Source organism: Robertmurraya mangrovi (assembly GCF_034427655.1).
In the GTDB taxonomy this organism is placed as follows: domain Bacteria; phylum Bacillota; class Bacilli; order Bacillales; family Cytobacillaceae; genus Robertmurraya_A; species Robertmurraya_A mangrovi.
Genome location: NZ_JAXOFX010000008.1, coordinates 1 through 21,658, shown reverse-complemented (window position 1 = coordinate 21,658; position 21,658 = coordinate 1). Strand labels below are relative to the sequence as shown.

The 21,658-nt window shown below is 39.0% G+C and carries 21 protein-coding genes; all 21 read right to left on the bottom strand.

Annotated elements, in window-relative coordinates; translation table 11 throughout:
* Positions 1 to 48: 48 nt before the first annotated feature.
* Positions 49 to 1,263, bottom strand: coding sequence for an iron-containing alcohol dehydrogenase (locus SM124_RS13015; RefSeq protein WP_322446958.1), 1,215 nt, complete (start codon positions 1,261 to 1,263; stop codon positions 49 to 51).
* Positions 1,264 to 1,304: 41 nt separating this feature from the next.
* Complete coding sequence (locus tag SM124_RS13010; RefSeq protein WP_322446957.1) at positions 1,305 to 2,834, bottom strand: aldehyde dehydrogenase family protein; 1,530 nt, start codon at positions 2,832 to 2,834, stop codon at positions 1,305 to 1,307.
* A gap of 36 nt (positions 2,835 to 2,870) precedes the next feature.
* The gene (locus SM124_RS13005; RefSeq protein WP_322447105.1) at positions 2,871 to 3,749 is read right to left on the bottom strand and encodes a R2-like ligand-binding oxidase; all 879 of its coding nucleotides are present in this window, start codon (positions 3,747 to 3,749) and stop codon (positions 2,871 to 2,873) included.
* 84 nt (positions 3,750 to 3,833) lie between these two features.
* Positions 3,834 to 4,583, bottom strand: a complete 750-nt coding sequence (locus SM124_RS13000) for a class I adenylate-forming enzyme family protein (protein ID WP_322446956.1) — start codon at positions 4,581 to 4,583, stop codon at positions 3,834 to 3,836.
* On the bottom strand, positions 4,565 to 5,356 hold the full coding sequence (locus SM124_RS12995) for an AMP-binding protein (RefSeq protein WP_322446955.1): 792 nt from the start codon (positions 5,354 to 5,356) through the stop codon (positions 4,565 to 4,567). Before SM124_RS12995 ends, SM124_RS13000 begins: the two co-directional genes overlap by 19 nt.
* A gap of 13 nt (positions 5,357 to 5,369) precedes the next feature.
* Positions 5,370 to 6,371: an MBL fold metallo-hydrolase gene (locus SM124_RS12990; protein WP_322446954.1), complete on the bottom strand. Its 1,002-nt coding sequence runs from the start codon at positions 6,369 to 6,371 to the stop codon at positions 5,370 to 5,372.
* Between the two features lie 94 nt (positions 6,372 to 6,465).
* Positions 6,466 to 7,461 (bottom strand): phosphotriesterase family protein, encoded by a 996-nt coding sequence (locus SM124_RS12985; protein ID WP_322446953.1) that lies wholly within the window; start codon positions 7,459 to 7,461, stop codon positions 6,466 to 6,468.
* Between the two features lie 64 nt (positions 7,462 to 7,525).
* Complete coding sequence (locus SM124_RS12980; protein ID WP_322446952.1) at positions 7,526 to 8,500, bottom strand: quinone oxidoreductase family protein; 975 nt, start codon at positions 8,498 to 8,500, stop codon at positions 7,526 to 7,528.
* 15 nt (positions 8,501 to 8,515) lie between these two features.
* On the bottom strand, positions 8,516 to 9,295 hold the full coding sequence (locus SM124_RS12975) for an enoyl-CoA hydratase/isomerase family protein (RefSeq protein ID WP_322446951.1): 780 nt from the start codon (positions 9,293 to 9,295) through the stop codon (positions 8,516 to 8,518).
* Positions 9,296 to 9,329: 34 nt separating this feature from the next.
* Entirely contained in the window at positions 9,330 to 10,106 is a 777-nt protein-coding gene (locus SM124_RS12970; RefSeq protein ID WP_322446950.1) for an SDR family NAD(P)-dependent oxidoreductase, read from the bottom strand.
* A 282-nt stretch (positions 10,107 to 10,388) separates the two neighbouring features.
* Positions 10,389 to 12,161 carry an acyl-CoA dehydrogenase FadE gene (locus SM124_RS12965; protein WP_322446949.1) on the bottom strand — a complete coding sequence of 591 codons (1,773 nt, stop codon included), beginning with the start codon at positions 12,159 to 12,161 and terminating at the stop codon, positions 10,389 to 10,391.
* Positions 12,162 to 12,182: 21 nt separating this feature from the next.
* Positions 12,183 to 12,929 carry a 2-phosphosulfolactate phosphatase gene (locus tag SM124_RS12960; protein ID WP_322446948.1) on the bottom strand — a complete coding sequence of 249 codons (747 nt, stop codon included), beginning with the start codon at positions 12,927 to 12,929 and terminating at the stop codon, positions 12,183 to 12,185.
* 80 nt (positions 12,930 to 13,009) lie between these two features.
* Positions 13,010 to 14,068, bottom strand: a complete 1,059-nt coding sequence (locus SM124_RS12955) for a phosphotransferase family protein (RefSeq protein ID WP_322446947.1) — start codon at positions 14,066 to 14,068, stop codon at positions 13,010 to 13,012.
* 35 nt (positions 14,069 to 14,103) lie between these two features.
* Positions 14,104 to 14,505 carry an acyl-CoA thioesterase gene (locus SM124_RS12950; RefSeq protein ID WP_322446946.1) on the bottom strand — a complete coding sequence of 134 codons (402 nt, stop codon included), beginning with the start codon at positions 14,503 to 14,505 and terminating at the stop codon, positions 14,104 to 14,106.
* A gap of 121 nt (positions 14,506 to 14,626) precedes the next feature.
* A complete protein-coding gene (locus SM124_RS12945; RefSeq protein ID WP_322446945.1) occupies positions 14,627 to 15,193 on the bottom strand; it encodes a TetR/AcrR family transcriptional regulator in 567 nt (188 codons plus the stop codon).
* An 81-nt stretch (positions 15,194 to 15,274) separates the two neighbouring features.
* Positions 15,275 to 16,900: a long-chain-fatty-acid--CoA ligase gene (locus SM124_RS12940; protein ID WP_322446944.1), complete on the bottom strand. Its 1,626-nt coding sequence runs from the start codon at positions 16,898 to 16,900 to the stop codon at positions 15,275 to 15,277.
* Between the two features lie 60 nt (positions 16,901 to 16,960).
* Positions 16,961 to 17,713 carry an SDR family NAD(P)-dependent oxidoreductase gene (locus SM124_RS12935; RefSeq protein WP_322446943.1) on the bottom strand — a complete coding sequence of 251 codons (753 nt, stop codon included), beginning with the start codon at positions 17,711 to 17,713 and terminating at the stop codon, positions 16,961 to 16,963.
* A 45-nt stretch (positions 17,714 to 17,758) separates the two neighbouring features.
* A complete protein-coding gene (locus SM124_RS12930; RefSeq protein ID WP_322446942.1) occupies positions 17,759 to 18,532 on the bottom strand; it encodes an SDR family oxidoreductase in 774 nt (257 codons plus the stop codon).
* Positions 18,533 to 18,699: 167 nt separating this feature from the next.
* The gene (locus SM124_RS12925) at positions 18,700 to 19,908 is read right to left on the bottom strand and encodes an acyl-CoA dehydrogenase (protein WP_322446941.1); all 1,209 of its coding nucleotides are present in this window, start codon (positions 19,906 to 19,908) and stop codon (positions 18,700 to 18,702) included.
* Between the two features lie 163 nt (positions 19,909 to 20,071).
* On the bottom strand, positions 20,072 to 20,302 hold the full coding sequence (locus SM124_RS12920; RefSeq protein ID WP_322446940.1) for a hypothetical protein: 231 nt from the start codon (positions 20,300 to 20,302) through the stop codon (positions 20,072 to 20,074).
* Positions 20,303 to 20,396: 94 nt separating this feature from the next.
* Positions 20,397 to 21,413: a DUF1646 family protein gene (locus SM124_RS12915; RefSeq protein WP_322446939.1), complete on the bottom strand. Its 1,017-nt coding sequence runs from the start codon at positions 21,411 to 21,413 to the stop codon at positions 20,397 to 20,399.
* Positions 21,414 to 21,658: the final 245 nt, after the last annotated feature.

The following is a 21,658-nucleotide window of genomic DNA, read 5'->3' as shown; positions in this document are numbered from 1 at the left end:
CATACTCCCTTACTTAAGGTTATGGTTAATAGAGAAGCCATGAGAAAATCATTTTACGCTAATAGGAACCACTCTTTCCCCTACCGCACGAATTAATTCTTGTGGCATTGGGAATGAAACAGCTGCAGGATCCTTTGCAACTGCAAGAGATACTTTTTGCAAGTCCTCTTCTGATAAGTTGTACTCTGTAAAGTCGGATGGTAGACCCGTTTTATGTTGTAGTAACCGTAGTTTCTCTACCACTCTAGCTAAAATAGTGGAGCTGTCATCCGTTGAATCATTCTCAACCCTTAAAGCGTCTGCAAGTTCTTTAATTTTTGGCAAATACAAACTTGGAACATATTCCATGACAACAGGCAAGAAGACAGCGTTTGCCAGACCATGAGGGATTCTAAATAAGGCTCCATAAGCGTGTGCAAAATTATGAACAGGAATCGCATTTAATGCAAAGCTAAAAGCTGTTATTCCCATTAAACTCGCTTGAAGCATCTCCATTCTTGCATTTACATTGGAACCATCTGCTACAACTAAAGGAAGATTCTTTTCTATTAATCTAATAGCATGAAGAGCGTATGCATCCGTTAAAGCAGTTGCGTTAGGTGAAGCAAAAGCCTCGATTGCATGTGTTAAGGCATCGAAACCAGTAAAGGCTGTGATTGCTGGTGGAAGTCCAACCGTTAAATCTGGATCTAGAACGGCAATGTCCGCACTAATAAACGGATTGATAATATTTCCTTTCATTTGTATATCTTCATTAAAGATAACCGCAATGGGAGAAACCTCCGAACCCGTACCTGCTGTTGTAGGAATGGCAATATGCGGAATAGGGATATGGTTGGCTTTAGGGAACTGCTCATATAAAAAGCCTCCAGGAATCGCTTCCTTAATATCGGTTAACCCTTTATGAAGAGCGTATTTCACTCCTTTTACCGTATCTAATACACTTCCTCCTCCAACTGCTAGCAAGGCATCTGCTCCTACTTCTTTAGCATAACGAACCGCTTCATTGACGGAACGACTTTCTGCATCTTGAGCGATATCTAAGTAAGTTCCTACTAATTCGGGACCAGTACCATGAGTGGTCAGTTCAAAGATTTGAGCCACTTTTTCAACTACTCCTGCTTTTTCAAGGCCTCTATCACTAAAAAGAACCACCCTTTTCGCACCTAATCCACGAAATAAATCAGGTACTAAAGCACGAGAATTACATCCACTATAGATAGCGGAACGTAGCATAAATTGAGATAAGGTTTTCGTTTGCATACTATCACCTCTAAATTATTTTTTGGTTAGTATCATTCCTCTTACTCATTTGTTTCTGAAAACAAGAGACCATACCAGCTCCGCTTATGGATTTCAGGAACCATAGAAGTATGAACATGCTTCACTTGTGTATAGGCATCAAGCGAATGCATCCCCATTTCCCGTCCGATTCCACTTTGCTTATAACCGCCAAACGGAGCATCATTCCGAAGCATATGCCAATCGTTAATCCAAACCACTCCCGCTTGTAACTTTCTAGCTACGTCATACGCTTTGTTCACATCTTGTGTCCAAACACCGGCAGCTAATCCGTAAATGGAATCATTGGCCAAACGAATCGCTTCATCTAAATCTTTGTAGCGTATAACACAAAGCACAGGGCCGAAGATTTCTTCTCGAGCAATTTTCATATCATTTGTCACGTTAGTAAAAATAGTGGGTTCCACAAAATGTCCTTCTTCACAACCTTCTACCTTGACCTCATTCCCTCCACATACAAGAGTTGCTCCCTCCGCTTTTCCAGCCTCAATATAAGAGAGAATCGTTTCTTTTTGCTTTTTAGAAATCACTGGTCCTACATCTGTTGAAGGATGGAGCGGATTTCCTAACTTGATTTTTCCTGCTAATTGAACAAGTTCTTCGACCACAACATCATGTAAATGTTCAGGTACAAACAGTCTCGTACCAGATTCACATAACTGTCCGGAATGAAGGAAGACACCAAACAAACTTCCAGGAAGAGCAATGCTAAGGTCGGCATCTTCTAAAATAATGTTGGGTGATTTTCCACCGAGCTCAAGGGTTGTATTTTTTACTGATTCAGCTGCCAGCTGCATGACTTTTCTACCTACCTCTGTTGAACCTGTAAAAGCAACTTTATCCACCTTTGGATGACTAACAAGTGCTTCACCCACTTCAGCCCCTGAACCTGTCACAACATTAATCACACCTGGTGGAACCACCTGGGAGATAATTTCTGCTAGTTTTAATGTTGATAGTGGGGTATAGCTCGCTGGTTTTACAACAATGGTATTGCCCATGGCTAATGCAGGAGCAATTTTCCACGTCGCAATCATCATCGGTAAATTCCAAGGTGTAACGGCTGCACACACTCCAATGGGTTCTCTCCAAATAAAGTTGTGGGCAGGTCCAGGAAACGGCGGGCTAGGAAGTGTTTGTGAAAAAGGATACTCTTCAACAAATTTGGCTAAAGTTTGGAATAAATCAACCATTTGGAGAATGTCATTTGCTCCAATTCTTCTCACAGTCCCGCCAGAGCTTATGGCCTCTAAATAGGCGAGTTCCTCCGCATGTGCCACAATTTTGTATGAAATGGCATACAACACTTTAGAACGTTCTTTCGGCTTCATATTCTTCCAGTCTGTCTCATCGAAAGCCTTTCTTGCTGCTTCTACGGCTCGGTTCACATCGTTTTTGGTACCTTTGGCTACTCTAGCTACTAACTGCCCTGTTGCTGGATTAAACACATCAAAGGTTTCTTGATTTTCAGCCTGTTCCCATTTTCCATTAATAAATAGCGGAAACATTTGTACATCTACATTTACGGTCATAAAAAAATTCCTCCTTTTTATCGTTGATAGCTGAATCTATAAAACTCCTAGTTCCGTTTCCGAAACTTTATAAATCTCTTCAATTTTCTTCCCTCTAGCCCTTGCTAGAATATCCATGCGAACAGAAAGCTGTTTTAGAGTAAAATTCATCGTATCTTCTAATAAATGTCCAAATTCGCTATAATCTCTACCATCAAATCCTTCTTGGTTCAAGCAAATGGCTAATGGAGTGAGTTCCTGCATTTTTTCTGCTACATAATCATACAAATGAGGATGCTCACAAATTAAACGTTGAAGTAGGAAGGTTCCATACCCGATGTGTCGAGATTCATCCTTCTTTAAATGGCCAACACCTTCTAGCAAACCAGGCATGATATTCGATGCTTCGAGTGATTGGTAAAAAGAATAATAGCCTGTTTCTGCTAAAACGCCTTCAACAAACATGTTGTAAACGGTTGACGCTTCTGCAATAGCTTCCGGTGATTGGTCGGTAACTAAACGCTCCATCGCGGTTGGAAGAATATCATAAAAAATCGTCTTATACGTTTCAGAATGGTAACAAGAGAGGTCTCCTTTTTCTCCAATTGCATTAAGTGCTAGACGGAAAAACTCCGTGTGTTTAGCTTCCTCAAATAAGAAGGTCGTTAAATACATCTCTTCTTCTAATCTTCCTTCTTTGGCAATGGCCATAATCAGTGGAAGTAAATCGAGAGTAACGGCTTCCTCACCTGCTTGAAATTGTGAAATTAAACGTAGAATATCCTTTTGTTGGGCTTCTGTAAGTGTTGCCCAGTCCTTCTTATCTTGTGAAAAATCAATGTCAGACGGGTTCCAAACTCCAAAGCGTTTTGCCTTTTGATAAAGACGAAACGGAAAGGAATCCTCCAAGATCCCTCGTTGACTAGTTGTTAACATTGTTCTTCTCTCCACCTAAACTCCCCCTATAAAAACAAATAGATAATATTTAAATAGCTTCAATAGAAACTATAAAAATTAGTTTTATTTTGGAAAAATAGCTTCTTTTACTGTTGTTCTTAAATGAGTTTTTAAGATTTTTCCAACCCCGTTACGTGGTAGTGCCTCTAGGAAAAAGATACGTCTTGGTGTTTTTGTTTTGGCTAGATGGTCTTGGCAAAATTGTATGAGCTCTTCTTCAGAGACCGTTGTACCTGGTTTTCTTACCACGCAAGCAACCATTTCCTCGCCCATTCTTTCATCAGGAATGCCTACAACAGCTACTTCCGCCACTTTCTCATGGCTATTTAATAGCTCTTCTATGTCACGGGGATAAATATTGAAACCACCTCTAATAATGAGATCTTTTTTCCGGTCAACAATAAATAAGTAACCCTCTTCATCTACATGTGCAAGATCTCCTGTAAATAGCCAACCGTCTTTCAGTACTAAATTGGTTTCCACTTCATTTTGATAATAACCTGGCGTTACATTATCCCCACGTACTATCAGTTCTCCCACCTCTCCAGGCGGAACCTCTTCTCCCATATGGTTAACAATCTTAATCTCCACGCCAGGGATAGGGACTCCTACTGAACCAGGCTTTATTGGTATTCCTTTATGATGGGAGGTGACAACAGGTGCTGCTTCAGATAATCCATAGCCTTCTCGTATATCTGCACCAAACTTTTTCCTAAATCCATGAAGTAAGGCAACAGGTAAGGGAGCCGACCCTGAACCAACCCATTCAAGTGAGGAAGTATCATAGTCGTCGGCTAATGGACTAGAGTACAAGGCATGAATATAGCAGGTACAGCTGAAAACGAACGAATTTTATAGTTTTGAATGGCTTCAAAAATTTCTTTTGGATCAAATCTAGGAAAAATAACAATGGAACTGCCTGTGATAAAACAAGTATTTGAAATCGTAAGTCCATACACATGTGCAAGTGGTAGAACTCCTAGTGTTGTTCCTCTGTCCGTGTTGTGATGAATAGCGGAGTTTTTAGCATTGGAGTATAAGTTTTTGTGGGTTAAAAGAACACCTTTTGGTTGACCAGTTGTTCCTGAAGTATATAAAATAACGGCAATATCGTCGTTCTCCGAATCAGGTTCACCAAACTGATTGGTTTTTTTGGACATCATGCTATACAAATTGATTTTTCCATCTTTTGAAGGAAGATCTGTAACAATTAAGAGTGGTTCATCTTCTAATCCTACTGTGGCTTTCCGTATCGTTTCTGCTGTGTAGGAAGAGGCAATAACTGCTTTCGCATTACTATTTTTTAAGATATAGTGTATTTCTTTTGGATGTAGGGTGAAAAGAATGGGGACAATGACGGCACCTAATCTAGTGATGCCTTGATAAGAAAAAATGACCTCTGGACAATTAGGCATACAAACAACAACTCTATCACCTTTTCTAATGCCAAGGGTGTGTAAACCATTTGAAATTCGATCTGCATATTCTTTCGTCTCGACGTTTGAATATTGTTTATCATGATGAAATAAAAAAGGATATTCGCCAAATTCACTAACATTTTGATCTAGTAATGTTTTTAGCTTCAAATTCATCCACTCCTTAATCAGACCTTAGTCGATAATACAGGATTTCATTTATTTCTTCTGAAGAAACAAGCTCTCTTTCTTCCATTAAGTCAAGATGCCCTTGTATTTGGGATAATCCAAGAAACACAGAGGTTCCTTTTAATCGTGGATACATCTCCTGACAAATTTCAAAGATACTTTTTTGACCTGATTGTAGGATTTTATGTATGTTCGAACATCTGTTTTCATGTTCCATTAGCCTTTGATCAATTAATTTTGCATGTTCTTGAAAAGGCTGACCATGGCTTGAATAACAGACTCCTAAAGGTAAATTTTTTGCCTGACTGAGCGATTCCCTGTATTGAAGTAACGGTTTAGGTCTGTTATTAGAATCTGGTTTTGGAGGTTCTATGAAAGCGTTTACAGATAGTTCAGCGATTAAATGGTCTCCTACGAAAGTGAACCCATTTTCATGATTCACCAAGAGAATATCCGTTTGGCTATGCCCTGGTACATGATAGACTTTATAAGGAGAACCACCAATAGAAATGCTGTCACCATTCTTTATGTAATGGACATTTTCCCAATTCTCCTCTATATATTTCCGTCGATACTGATGTACGAGAGGAGTGGCCCCACATTGTATTAAAAACTGATTAAAGAATTCGTTCATTCTATGAAACTCATATATACCACCAGTAATAATAGGACGGGCTAACTCATGAACGTAAACAGGTAATAATACTTCCTCTTGAATGAGTCGAACGCCACCATAATGATCGGTATGCATATGGGTTAAAACAATGTGATCAAAATCCTTAAACTCTAAACCATTTTGTCTTAATTGAGATTTCAACTCATAAAACGACTTTTCTCCAGGATTTCCAGTATCTATGAGTGTGGCCGTATCCCCTAAAACAGCAAATACATATACAAAACCTTCGGAAAAAGGAGTTTCTAGTTTTATAGGTACAATTTTTTGAATAGGACCCCACTCCTTATAGGATTGTAAAATTAATCCAATACAATTTAACATATGATTGTCTAACTATTATTTAGTCTATTTTTTCTAAAAAATAGTTCAAAGTAAGACCCAGATTCCCCCTCCAGGCCTTACTTGTGAGAATCAATCATCCAACCTTTGTTTTTGCACCCGCAAATAGTGCTTTTGCATTATCTCCAATCATTTTGTCAATTTGTAACTCTGTCACTCCGTTTTGTCTCAAGTTTGGAAGGACGTTCATAAATAAATGAGCTGGATGCCAGTTTTCCATAATTTTAGTTATTTGCTCATTCATTACAGGTGGACGGCCTAACCAAATATTCACCGTATCATGGGCTAGTAGGATTTGATCTTCATAGCCTTCTTGAATTAGACTTAATAGAGTTTGAATTCTTTCATGATCAAAAGGGGCCCCGACCATTCCTTGAATGCCGAATCGGTCCATTCCAATTCTAACTCCTTGGTCCAAGACCTCTTTGTGATAATCAAGATTGATGTTTCCACACATATGGCCGATGATGATTTTGCTTGGGTCCGCTCCAAGCTCAATTAACATTCTTGCTTGTTCAGGCCCCATGGTTCCTTCTTGTGTATGTGTAAGAATGACGACCCCTGTTTCTTGTTGAGCACGAGCTCCAGCGCGGAAAAACATCTTCTCATATTCAGTGATCTGATCCTTGCTAGAGGCTAGTTTAATTACTCCAGCCTTAATTTCCGTACCACCGATTCCTTCTGTTATTTCTTTTATAAACATTTCATAGATTTCTTCTTCCGCTGTTCCTAATGCCTGACGGAACTTAAAGTAAGGTGTAGCTCCTTCTCCTTCATAGTAGTAACCAGTAGCACATATGATTTGCAGCCCAGTTGCTTCAGAGACTTTTTGTAAAAATTGAGGATTTCTGCCGCACTCATTTGGCGTAGGGTCAACAACCGTCTGAATACCATAGCTCTGAATTTGCCGTGCAACATTTACGGCCATTTCTAAGGCCTCTATTTCATTAAAAGCTCCTAACGTAATATCACCTTGAAAACCTGGGTAGCCAAATATAAAGTGCTCATGAATCAATGTTTTTCCTAATTGATCAACCGTAATCGGACCAGTTACTGTGTTAATGACTGTCATATATTAAGCACCACCTAGTATTTTTTAATAGAAGGCCGCTGTTAGAAGCGGCCTTCTTAGGTTGTTAAGGTTTTAGGATTAACTTTCCTTTTGTTTGGCGGGACTGTAATAAAGTGTGAACTCTAGCTGCATCCTCTAGAGGAAAAACTTCACCAATCGTTAGCTTTAATCTTCCGTCCCCTAAATACGTGAACAATTCTTGAAGACTCGGTTGAAGTAGTTCAGGCTTTCTCATGATTTGAGGTAGGAAAAAGCCAATGACAGATTGATTACGAGCCATTAAAGAAGAGGGATAAAATCTACTTTGCTCTCCACTAGCAACACCATAAATAACCAATCTACCCGATGTAGCTAGACACTTAAGGGTTTTATTAAAAATATCTCCACCAGCCATTTCTAGGGCCACATTTACTCCTTTTCCACCAGTTGCTTCTAGTACTTTGTCTTCCCAACCATCTTCCGTATAGTTAATAAGAACATCCGCTCCCATCTCACGAGCAAGAGCTAATTTTTCATCCGTACTAGCGGTTGCAATGACCGTGCCAGCACCGAAAATTTTAGCAAGCTGAACAGCAATTGTTCCAACTCCACCTGCTGCTGCATGAACAAGGACCGATTCCCCTTCTTCTAATCTACCCATTGTTTTCAAGATATGATAGGCACTCAGTCCTTGAAGGGGGAGAGCAGCTGCTAGCTCAAAGCTTAATGATTCAGGAAGCGGAATGACCCCTCGGCCATCCGCAATGGCAAACTCCGCATAACCACCAGATTCAATTAAACTTACAACCCTTGTTCCTGGTTTAATGTGGCTCACTTGATTGCCTACTTCCACTACAACACCTGCTACTTCTGCTCCTGGTATAAAAGGTAGAGGAGTTTTGACCACGTATTGTCCTTCTCTACGTGCCGTATCTGCATAATTGACTCCAACAGCATGAACTTCAATCAATACCTCATATCCTTTTGGAGTCGGTTTATCTAATTCAATATATTTTAAAACTTCTGGTCCACCGTATTCCGTTAGTTGAATTGCTCTCATTATATTTTTTCCTCCCTATTTGCCTTGAAAATTAGGTCTTCTTTTTTCTTTAAAAGCTTGAATGCCTTCTAGATGATCTTCCGTTGTAACCATCAAAGTCTGGGTAATGCGCTCTTGCTCTAGAATCTCTTCTAATGGGGCAGTGAAAGAATGTTCAATGATTTTCTTTTGCATACCAAAAGACTTACTAGGGCCATGAGCTAGTTTAGTAGCCAAATTAACCGTTTCTTCTTGAAGTTTTTCAAGGGGCACCAATTGATTAATAACGCCCAGTTGATATAGTCTTTCTGCAGGGATGGGTTCTGCACTAAAGAAAAACTGTTTGGCTAAATGAGGCCCAATTAATTTTGGTAGGAAATAGGAGCCTCCACCGTCAGAAATTAAGCCAACTTGCGAAAAACTTAAAGCAAATTTACTGTCATTAGCGGCTATAATCAGATCGCACGCAAGGACAAGGTTAAAGCCTGCTCCGGCCGCAAAGCCATGAACAACCGCAATGATTGGTTTCTCTGTCTCTTTAAAAGCTAAAATACACTCATTTAACTTTCCAATATGTTCATAGACTTGAGAAGCATTCGCTTGCCCCATCGTTTTGACGTCTCCACCTGCACTAAAGGAACGACCCGCTCCCGCTAAAACAATTGCTCTGATTTCGTCGTTTTCTTGTGCATCTCGTAAAGCTTGCGTTAATCCTAAAATCATTTCAGGACTAAATGCATTTAAGCTTTCTGGGCGATTTAATGTTAACGTCATTACCGGACCTTGTATATCGATTAATAAATGTTGCTCAGCCATACTTGAATCCCCCTTTTGGTATTTTTATAAAAAGCTACATAATTAACCAACCACCATCAACCAATACATCCGTACCTGTCATATAAGAGGCTTCACTTGAAGCTAAGAAGGCAATGACATTTGCGATTTCATCAGGCTGACCTACTCTTTTTAATGCCGTATTTCGCTGAATGGCTTTTACAAATTGCTCATTTTGAAGTCCGCCTTCTGTTAAAGGAGTTTCGACAAAGCCTGGTGAAATGGAATTTACATGAATCCCATATGGAGCAAACTCAAGGGCTAAAGATTTTGTTAAATTAATAGCCCCTGCTTTTGCAGCGCTATAGTGGGGAATCATCGCTCCGGCCTGATGTCCTGACAATGACGCCACATTTACAATCGAACGGAAAGATGTAGCATCTTCTTCTTTTACTCGATTGACCATGAATCTGCCCAACCACTTAGAAACTAAGAAAATACTTTTTAAATTAACATTCTGTACGTAATCCCAATCTTGTTCGGATGTTTCTAGTATTCTCCCATGCTTAGAGCCTCCAGCATTGTTAATAAGCACATGAAGGTCTCCGTATTGTTCCTCAACAAATTGAGCTAATTCCTTAACGTCTTCCTCATCTGTCACATCCGCTGTGAAAATGTCAGCCATGGGGATTTTTTTCGTTGCATTAATTTCGTATGCGACATCTTCAAGCTTTCTTTTCGTTCTTCCTACTAAAAGAACTTTTGCGCCTTCGTTTGCTAGTCTGATAGCTGCTGCTTTACCGATTCCGCTTCCAGCTCCAGTGATCAATGCCACGGTTTGTGAAAATCTCACTATGCATTTCCCTCCTTCTATTTCCAGACAAAGCAAATTTCTGCTTTCGCGGATAAAATGAAATAAACGCGGATATATTCATTTTTTCGCGGATATTTACGACTGACCGCGGATATAATCAGATAAACGCGGATATCCTTAATTTTTCGCGGATATATTCAAGCAAACGCTGTTATCTTTAGAATTTTGCAGTTATTTTTATTAGAGCAAGCTCCACTTTCTCTAAGTTACCGTGGAAAACCTCTCATACGGTGGAAATGACTAGCATTCAGAACCGTTCCTTCAACAAACAAACTGGTTTGCATCATATTGTTTCTCCGCAATACCCCGATTTCTCTCAAACGATTTACCGAATGATGTAAAACGACTACATTCTCTCATTAAAAGTTTAATAAGATTGACTTGTTTTTCCCCATCTGTTAATTGATTAACTAAACTACGTGAGAGTCGTTCTACCTCCCAAGTTGCTGCCTCTAAGTATGTCCTTGTTAAGTCAACCTTCAAGTTATTGACTTCTTCACCACTTTGTAAAATAGATTTATAGGTTCGGTATACAACAGATTCTGCAGAATAAAGAGCAATAGCTATGTCTGCTAATCTCATTAATGTTTCTTGTTCATGTACAAGCTCTTCACCAAATGCATCAAAGGCCAACCCTGCGCATAATAAAAAGACATTTCGGTACAAATCAATTGCTTCACGTTCTTTCACCAAAGCCCCTTCATAAGGAGAGGGAGACTTTTGAAGTTCAAGAAGTGCTTCCTGAACCTTTCCATGTAAATCAACCTCGCCCTTCATTACTTTACGAAACAAATGGGTTGGGATTAACAGACGATTAATTTCATTCGTACCCTCAAAGATCCGATTAATTCTTGAGTCACGGTACATTTGTTCAATTCCATAGTCTTTAATGAAACCTGCACCACCATGAAGCTGAAGGGTTTCATCCGCAACATAATCTAGTGTTTCCGAACCGAACACTTTACAAATGGCACATTCGGTTGCATATTCACTCATTCTTTTTCCAACCAATTTTATATCATTCGTTTCATATAGATCTCCGAGTGATTCTTCTAATAAATGAGCGGTTCGATATTGCACAGACTCTGCTGCATAAATTTGTGCGGCCATCTGTCCCACTTTTTCCTTAGAAGCAGGAAATTCACCAATGGAACGCCCAAACTGTTTCCGTTCTTGAATAAATTGAACCGCTTTACTCAACCCAAATTTAGCTGCTCCCATACAAGCAGACCCTAAATTGAATCGCCCTAAATTTAATACATTTAAAGCAATCACATGGCCTTTTCCAATCTCACCAAGTAAATTCTCTACAGGAACTTCACAATCTTCAAAAATGACCGTTCTAGTTGAAGATCCTTTGATCCCCATTTTTTCCTCTTCTGGTCCAAAAGAAATTCCTGGAAAGCCTTTTTCTACTATAAAAGCAGTAAAATGTTGTCCATCTACCTTCGCGTAAACGATAAACGTATGCGAGAAAATCGCATTTGTGATATAAAGTTTTGATCCGTTTAGTAAATAGTGAGTTCCTACTTCATTTAATCGAGCCGTTGTTTGGGAAGCTAAGGCATCTGAGCCCGCGTTCGGTTCGGTTAAACAGTAAGCACCAATCCACTCACCCGATGCCATTTTCGGCAAATATTTTGCTTTTTGTTCGGGTGTACCGAAATACGTAATAGGAAGGGTAGCAATACATGTATGATTTGAATGGGCAACACTATAGCCACTGGCCGGGCCAACCATTTCCCCTACGATCCCTTTACTAACCTTATCTAAACCTAACCCACCATAATTCTCAGGAATACTATGTGCCAGCAATCCCAAATCTCCAGCTTTTCTAAGGAGCGAAACTACTTTTTCAAAGTCTTGATTTTCAATTTCATCTTTATAAGGTTGAATCTCTTTTTCGATAAACTGCTTAGCAGTAGAGCGAATCATTCGATGTTCGTCTGTAAAATCCTCTGGTGTAAATACATCTTCTAAACTAGTTTTTTTATAAAGGAAAGCCGCTCCTATATTTCGTTCATTTGTTTTCATTTCGTACCTCCCGTAAGGCTATTACAATAACTTAGCTGAATTCTCTAATACGACCTTTCGACCTTCTAAAATAGGAACTAGCTGGATGCTCCCAATTTTTGAGGCAAATAAAAGCTCATCTAAGGAATGATATTTCTCCAATAAATGACCGACGTGTGACGCTAGCAAAACATCATACGCTTTCGCACAGCCAATATAAAAATAGAGTGCTGCTCTTGCTGCATCGGTTAATTCAAAACCCGATTCATGATCATCAACTAAGCAGCTAATAAAGTTTCCCGCACCATAAAAATCTTCCAAACTAAATTCACCAGAATTACCTGAACAAATGACAAGAATGGTATCAACCTCTTGATCCACTCTCACTCGATCGGCTACTGATTGATTGTTCAGCAGGGAAGCAACGTAGACTTTCTTAGCAGATGAGGATTTCCTCAACGCAACGGTCCCATTCGTTGTAGACAATATGAGCCTTTTTCCCTTGATGTTCTGCCTGATAATTAATGGACTTGGGTACACAAAACCATCAATCGGCTTTGCCTTTTCCTCCCCAGCAACAATACATTCATCTTTTCGATAGTTCTTACTGATTGCTTCTGCCTCGTAGCGATCCATTACAGGAATGACTTCTGTCGCTCCATCATTTAATGCAGAAGTAATCGTCGTTGTTGCGAGTAAAACATCTAAAACAACCGCTATTTTATTGCCTTCTCTTAATTTTGCTTCATTGATATCTTCTTTCCTCGTCAAAAGATGTATCTTCGGCATTTCTTCACCTCGTTTAAAAAATAGATCGTCTACCCTCTAGTAAATTGGGTAAAAACCTATTTATATTTCTATCTATCAATCTATGCCTCTTTTGAGATGACATTCGTTCCATGGACTAATAAACTATTCACGAAATAATGAAACTTTGAGAATCGTTTATCTTCTGTTTGCCCCTTTTTATAACGGTAATAAATCTGCTGGCAAATAACAGCAAGCTTGAAATAGGCAAAAGCTAAATAAAAGTCCATGTTTGAGACGTCTCTTCCACTTTTCTTCCCGTAAAGTTCAATGAACTCTTTTCTGGATAAAAACCCTTCTTGAACCGTTATCGGCTCTTTACCTAAACCTGACTTTAATAAATAGGGATCATCCGCTTCTGTCCAGTAGCTCATGGCCACACCTAAGTCCGCTAACGGATCACCTACCGTCGTCATCTCCCAGTCAAATAGGCCAACCATTGATGTGAAATCTCTACTAAACATCGCATTATTAAATTTAAAATCATAATGGATTACCGTTGACTCTTGATTAGTAGGTACATTTCTTGCGAGCCAATTCATTACATGTTCAGCTTCTTTAAATTCATCTGTTTTTGCTCGTTCATACCTATTAATCCAACCGTGAACTTGCCTTTCCATAAATCCTGTAGGCTTGCTAATTCCAGTTAATCCTGTTTCTTTATAGTCAATAGAATGAAGTTTTACTAATTGATCGACCATCGTTTCAGATAAATCCCTACAAAGCTCGCTTGTTACCTCTGTTCCTTCGGGGAAACATGTGTCAAGAACCACTCCATGCTTTCTTTCCATTAAGAAAAAGGGAGCACCCACGACTGATTGATCATTTGAAAATAGAATGGGTTTTGGTGCAGGTGAAAAGAGCGGATGAATTTCCGAAATAATCTTGTATTCTCTTTCCATATCATGAGCTTTTGGAGCAACCGGTCCAAGAGGAGGTCTTCTTAGCACGGCTTCCCAAGTACCCGCTTTCAGTTGATAGGTTAAATTGGAGTGTCCTGCAGAAAATTGCAAAATTTCTAATGGTTCATGTGGTAAATCGACGTGTTCTCTTAAAAAAGATTCTAGTTTTTCTATATTAAGTTCTTCCCCTTTTCGAACAGGAATGGTATCCATACGCATACATTTATCCTCCTAACTTCCGAAAATTCTGAATTTCAAGAATGCACGATATATGACTTTAAACCTTCTCGTAGTAAATCAGGGATAACGGCACTCTGTTGTTCGTTAAAGTCAAAGTAGACAATAATTGCATTACCCTTTGCAATTATTTCTTTAGTTTGCGAGCACAGAATCTCATGTTCTAGATGAAAGCTTTTCGTACCAATTTTTGAGACAGATGTTGTAACCGTCAATAACTGATTAAAGTAGCCTTGATTGATAAAATCACATTTGGTTGAGGCTAGGATAAAGTTCCATTCGTTTATAGTCATGCGATAGCCTAATTCTTCAAAAAAGCGTACACGAGCTTCTTCAAGATAAATAAAATAACTCGTATTGTTGATATGTCCTAACGCATCGGTTTCACCAAACCGAACATTTACTTGTATTTCGTGCATGTAAAATAACCTTCCTTCTAAAAATTAAGATACTGACTAGTTGGTATGTAATGTTTAAACATTACTCATTTAAAACCAAGGAAGGTAACATTGACTGTTTTACCTTCCCTATAATCCAAAATTACTCGTTCTCTATTCCTTTTAGAATCATTTCAACAAAGATTTCAGCTACTTCACGGTCTGTTACACTTCTATTCGGATTAAACCATTGATAACTCCAGTTAGCCATACCGAGAATCCCGAATGTTACAATGCTCGCATTTAAATTAGAACGGAATTCTCCTTTTTCAATCCCTTCCTTAATGAGATTTTCTACATTAAATCGAAACAAATCTCGCTTTGGGACGATCTGAGCTAAGCGTTCGTCATTTAGATTTCTCATCTCACGAAAGAAAATTTTTGCACTTGACCCACGTGTTTTAATGTTACTGATAAGCATGTGAACAATCTCTAGTAATTTGTTTCTACAGCTTTTTGTTGAATCTTCTAATATTTCCTTTTGATAGTTAAGCATATCGTCAATATAACTAAGATGGATATCCATCAATAGCTCTTCTTTACTTGAAAAATAGTAATAAAATGTCCCTTTAGTAACCCCGAGGGAGTCGACTATATCTTGAATAGATGTCTCGCTAAAACCTTTTTTCTCAAATAGTTGTATACTCTGCTCTGTTATTTTTTCTTTCACTTCTAAGTCCTCACAATCGTATGGTAAATGTTGTTGAAATTATACCATATTCGGTGCCCTACTCACGTTAAAATGAAAGGCTTATTTCGAAACATTGTTTGTATTTTGAACTTCATCTCTTAACGCCCTGCGTAAAATCTTCCCAACACTTGTTTTCGGAAGTTCATTTCTAAACTCAACAATCGTCGGTACTTTATAAGCAGCCATTTGATTACGACAAAACTCCTTTATTTCATCCTCAGTGGCATCTTTTCCAGCCTTTAATACAATGAACGCTTTCACAGTCTCCCCTCGATATGGATCAGGCACACCGATAACAACTGCTTCCTGCACACTAGGATGCTCATAAATCACTTCCTCAATGTCACGTGGGTAAATATTAAAGCCACTGGCAATAATCATATCTTTCTTGCGATCCACAATGTAGAGGTACCCATCTTCATCTACTCTTGCAATATCACCTGTAAATAACCATCCATCTCTAAGCGTGTTCGCCGTTTCTTCAGGCATATTCCAATACCCTTTCATTACTTGCGGACCTTTAATAATTACTTCTCCTAGCTCCCCGACAGGTACTTCTTGGGTACCGGTTGCTAAATCAACCACCTTATAATCCGTTGAAGGGAACCCAATCCCTACACTACCTGGTTTTCTTTCAGCAAAGTTTGGATTACAATGAGTCGTTGGTGATGCTTCGGATAAACCGTAGCCCTCTAAAATCAGGGAACCGGTTTTTCTTTCAAACTCTTTCAAAAGTTCTACTGGCATAGGTGCACTTCCGCTATTACATGTGCGAATGCTATCGATTCCGTACTCCTCCGCCTTTGGATGGTTTGTGATGGCTACATACATCGTTGGAACACCAGGGAATATCGTCGGTTGTTCATTTTTAATCGTGTTCAATACTTCTTCTAATTCAAAACGAGGAAGCATAATCGATTCAGCAGCCGTATAGATTGCTAAGTTCATACACGCACTCATTCCAAACACGTGGAATAGAGGGATAATCGTCAAGAATTTTTCACTACCAATAGTAAAATCTTGTTTAAAAAATTCATAGGATTGCATGACGTTGGCAATTAAGTTGCGATGAGTTAACATGGCACCTTTCGAACGACCCGTCGTTCCACCTGTGTATTGAAGTACAGCAATATCATGCTCTGCGTCCAGTTCAACTGGCTCTACTTTTCCATCCGCCTGGGAAAGAAAAGCTTCAAACGTTTCATCAGCAAGTGATAGATTACTAGGTTGCAAACTGACGACGATTATATTTTTTAGATTGGTATTTTGTTGTACACTTTTCACACGAGGATAAAGTGCATCAAACACAACCATCGTTTCTGCACCAGAGTCATTTAAAATATGTTCAATTTCTCTTTCTACTAACATCGGATTCACTTGGGTAACAATCCCACCAGCCGTTAAAACGCCATAGTAAGAGATGACGAAATGTGGACAGTTCGGAAGCATAATCGCGACACGATCGCCCTTTTGGATATTTTTCTTCTGTAACGCTGAAGCAAATAAATTAACCGTATATGCTAACTCTTGATAAGAAATCTTTTTCCCATAAAAGGACAGTGCTGTTTGTTGAGGATATTTTGTAGTGGTGTCTAGTAGGAATTGCGGTAATGTTTTGTTCGGTATTTCAACTTCCTTTGCGATTGTTTCAGGATAATGGGCTAACCACGGTTTATTTGTACTCATATTTAAATCCCTCCAAATATTTTTTTTAAAAAATGTAACCGCTGTCATTTCTTGATTTTTTTAAAAAGTAAGTCCGCCACCATCAACGGATAAAGTCGAACCTGTAATAAAAGAGGCTTCATCAGAGGCTAAAAACAACACAGCATTTGCCACTTCTTGCGGTTGACCTATTCTTCCGAGCGCATTGGCTCTTGATATAATCGGCCATTTTCGCTCGTCTGCTTTCCATCCATCAATAATTTTTGTATCAATAACCCCAGGGGCGATCGCGTTGACACGAATGCCATATTTCCCGTATTCTAGTGCTGCGTTCTGGGTTAAAATAATGACTCCGCCTTTTGAAGCATTGTATGGAGATAAATACTTTTGACCTTTTAACCCTAGCAAACTAGAAGTATTAATAATAGAACCTCCACCTGACTTTTTCATTTCAGGAACTGCATATTTCATTCCAAGAAATACACTTTTCAAGTTGATATCTATTACTCGGTCCCATTCTTCCTCACTCATATCAACACTTGTAAGAGGAGAATTGCCTATTCCAGCGTTATTAAACAGCACATGGATATGACCGAATCGGTCGACGGTATCGGCTACTAGGTTTTTTACATCCTCAGAACTCGAAACGTCCGTACGTGTAAAAAATGCCTCGCCACCCTCCTCCTTAATTAAGCGAACGGTCTCTTCTCCACCAATGGCATCAATATCAGCAACAGCTACTTTTGCTCCTTCTCTAGCAAAAAGTAAAGCAGATTCTCGGCCGATACCGTTACTACCACCCGTTACAATGGCAACCTTATCTTTTAATCTCACAGAAAACCTCCAGAGTTTAATTGTTTTATTAATGTAAAACTTGTCTTATAAAACATGCGTACCGCCATCAACCACGACGACATCACCTGTTACGTAGTTAGATGCGTTCGAAGCCAAGAAGAGAGCTACTCCTTTTAGATCATCATCACTACCAAATCGACGCAGTGGTGTTCCACCTAAAATATGATCTTTTCCATGCTCCATAATCACTTTTGACATTTTTGTAGGGAAGAAACCAGGCGCAATGGCATTTACATTAATATTGTGTTGCCCCCATTTGGCCGCTAAATCTTTTGTAAAGGTAATAACAGCTCCCTTACTAGTGTTATAACCAATTGTGTCCATAAATGTAGGATCCGTTCCACCAAGTCCAGCGACAGAAGCTATATTTATGATTTTTCCTGATTTTTGTTCAATCATTACTTTTCCTACTGCCTGGCTCATGAGAAAAGTACCGGTAACGTTCACGTTAATTACCTTTTGCCATGCATCTAATGGCATGTCAGCTACAGGTGCTCCCCATGTCGCTCCACTATTGTTAACAAGAATGTCAATCCTTCCGAAATGCTTCATCGTCTCAGCAACTACGTTTTGTACATCTTCCGGATTGGCAATATCACATTTTAAAGCAAGTGTTTTCACACCTAACTTCTCTAGACGTTCCGCTACTTCCTGACATGCCTCTACTTTTCGCGAACAGAGGACGACATTAGCTCCCGCCTCAGCGAAACCTTCCGCGATTTGCTCACCTAATCCGCGACCTCCACCCGTGACGATGGCTGTTTTGCCTGTTAATGAAAATAATTCGAGTACATTCATCTATTTATCCCTGCTTTCTACCTGAAAATATAGTGCAAGCGAGTACTTTTTTGCGAAAAATTCATTAATTTTGCGATACTCACGATAATTTTGCGAAAATCCAAATATTCTTGCGAAAACGCATCACTTTTTTGCGAAAAATTACATTTTCTTGCGAACGCACCTGATTACTGGTACTTCTTCAGTTCCAACTTCGCCACTTGTGCACGGTGTACCTCATCTGGGCCATCAGCAATCCGTAAAGTTCTTGCATTTGCCCATTGAGCCGCAAGTGGGAAATCATTTGAAACCCCAGCTCCACCGAATGCTTGGATTGCTCGGTCTAGGACACGTAAAGCCATAGATGGCGCAACTACTTTAATCATAGCAATCTCTGATTTTGCCTCTTTATTCCCCACTGTATCCATCATATAAGCAGCTTTTAACGTTAGTAACCTAGCTTGCTCAATTTCAATTCTAGAATCAGCAATCCACTCTTTAATTACACCCTGACTAGAAAGTGGTTTTCCGAATGCTACTCGATTTTGTACACGCTTACATAATTCTTCAAGAGCTCTTTCAGCTGCACCAATCAATCTCATACAATGATGAATTCTACCAGGTCCCAATCGGCCTTGGGCAATGGCAAAACCTTTTCCTTCACCCCATAAAATATTCTCAGCTGGTACACGAACATTCTCATATGTAATTTCTCCATGACCATGTGGGGCGTGATCATAACCAAACACTGGGAGCATTCGTTCAATTTTTACACCTGGAGAATCTAATGGAACTAGAATCATCGACTGCTGTTCATGGCGATTGGCTTCTCGATTCGTTTTACCCATTAAAATAGCAATTTTACAACGAGGATCTCCGGCACCTGAAGACCACCATTTCCTACCGTTAATCACATACTCATCACCATCTCTGCGAATATCAGCTTCAATATTAGTAGCATCGGCAGAAGCAACATCAGGTTCAGTCATTGAAAAGCATGACCGAATTTCCCCATCTAGTAATGGCTTTAACCACTGTTCCTTCTGCTGATCTGTACCATAGCGTACGAGCACTTCCATATTACCTGTATCAGGAGCGTTACAGTTAAACACTTCTGGTGCAATTAAGGATCTACCCATAATCTCACAGAGCGGTGCGTATTCCGTATTAGTCAACCCTGCACCATAGTCACTCTCAGGTAAAAATAAGTTCCATAAGCCTTGTTCTTTAGCCTTTTGCTTTAATTCCTCCATAATCGGTGGTACGCTGCTCCAGCGATCTGATTGCTCATTCAACTGCTGCTCATACAGCTTTTCATTTGGATAAATGTACTCCTCCATAAAAGAGTTAAGTTTCTGTTCTAATTCTTTCACTTTAAGTGAATAAGTAAAGTTCATGTAAAATCATCTCCTTTCTACTAACTAACCGGTTGGTATGTTGATTAACTATAAGTATACTCCTTCTAGTAAATTATTCAACTATTATTCAAAAAATTCTAAAAATTAAACAATACAATTAAAAAGAAGTGTTTTTTACAATCAACACTTCTTTAATAAAGCTTTAATCATTTTTATCTGAATAGTCATCTGCTATCGGTCTCGGTCTCCCCCAGAAAAATCCCCATGGATCTCTTCTAGGAGCACTTTGGCCTCCATCGTAATCTTTATGATCGTTCCCGTGATCGTGTCCATGATCGTGACCGTGGTCATGATCTTGCTCTCCTAAAATTTTCACCGTTTTAGCATTAATAATTAAAGTATCGACATTTAATACTTTCTTTTTATTGGACATTTCCCTTCTCCTTTCCCCATCTTATCTTTATAGACTATTCAAATGGGGAAGTTGTGTATGGGCTATTGTCCAGTCTAAGGCTTATACATGTTTTTTACAGAATAAAGAAAATAGCTATATAGTAGATCAGCATCGTTAATAACCCAACTGGAACACCAAAACTAGCCCATTCCTTACTTGAAATTTTCAATTTACCTGCTGCAATGATATTGGGTATATTTCCTGGAATTAACATCCCACCACTTATTAATAATCCTAACAGTATCGCTTTAATTGTCATCTCACTCATGGTTGGGCTAACTTCTGTCGCTGTAAGAGTCGCATTATCTAATACAGCCGAAATCATATTAATCCAGTAAAGAATCTGGGGATTCATTCCTAAAAAGTATTGTTGAATTAAAGGTTCGAAACCCGCTCCTAAAAAGGTTAGTCCCATGACAAAGAAATAAATTTTTAAGGCACGAGCAAAAATTTCTTCATACCCCTCGGTGGTCGTCTTGTTTTTTTCACCATAAATCCTTTTTGGAGGATGTACGAGTAGTGTCGCAAGTATTCCAAACATGGTTAGAGCTATCAATACTTGAGGTCCAATTAATCTTAATAGTAAGAAGAAATCACCATTCAGCTTACTGATTGCTATGGTTGAGAGTGGTTCACCTAAAGGAGTTAAAGCTGCCCCAAGTCCAATTGAAAAACAAGCTAACACGACAAAGCGAATTTCTGTTCTACGTTCTAATTTTAACACCGTTACAATGAGTACCAACACAAGTGCAGCAATAATGGCTGTTATCATGCTAGAAATTAAGCCTAATAAAATAACCGTTAATCCTATAAAAATTCTGTATGGCATGAACTTACTGATGCGAATGATTGCTTTCTCAAGTGGATGATAGAACCATTTGAAAAATAGTCCAGCGATGAAAACAGCAATTGTAATATTAATAGGAGAAGTCGCTGCCTCTAAAAATAATGCTTGGTCCAGCACACCGCTAATCAGTGCAGCTACTAAGCCCATAGCGAATAAGAACTGCTCTAGATTATGCTCAACATTTTTTAGAATGAGTGGCAACAGTAATACTAGTAAAAACACAATAATTAATCCAATAACCATAATTGACCGTCTCCAATATAATATAATCTTTTAGTTTCTTTACGCGTCTAAAGATTATATGCCTGATGTTGGACAATCTTTCCTAGTTATTCACTTATAGGTCAAGGGTTCTATTATCAAATCGAGTAGAGGGAAAATAAGTTGATTATTTTCGCCCCTCTCACACCACCGTACGTACGGTTCCGTATACGGCGGTTCAATTTATATTACAGTGTGTGCTTTTAGATAATGCTCTAAAGCAGAGG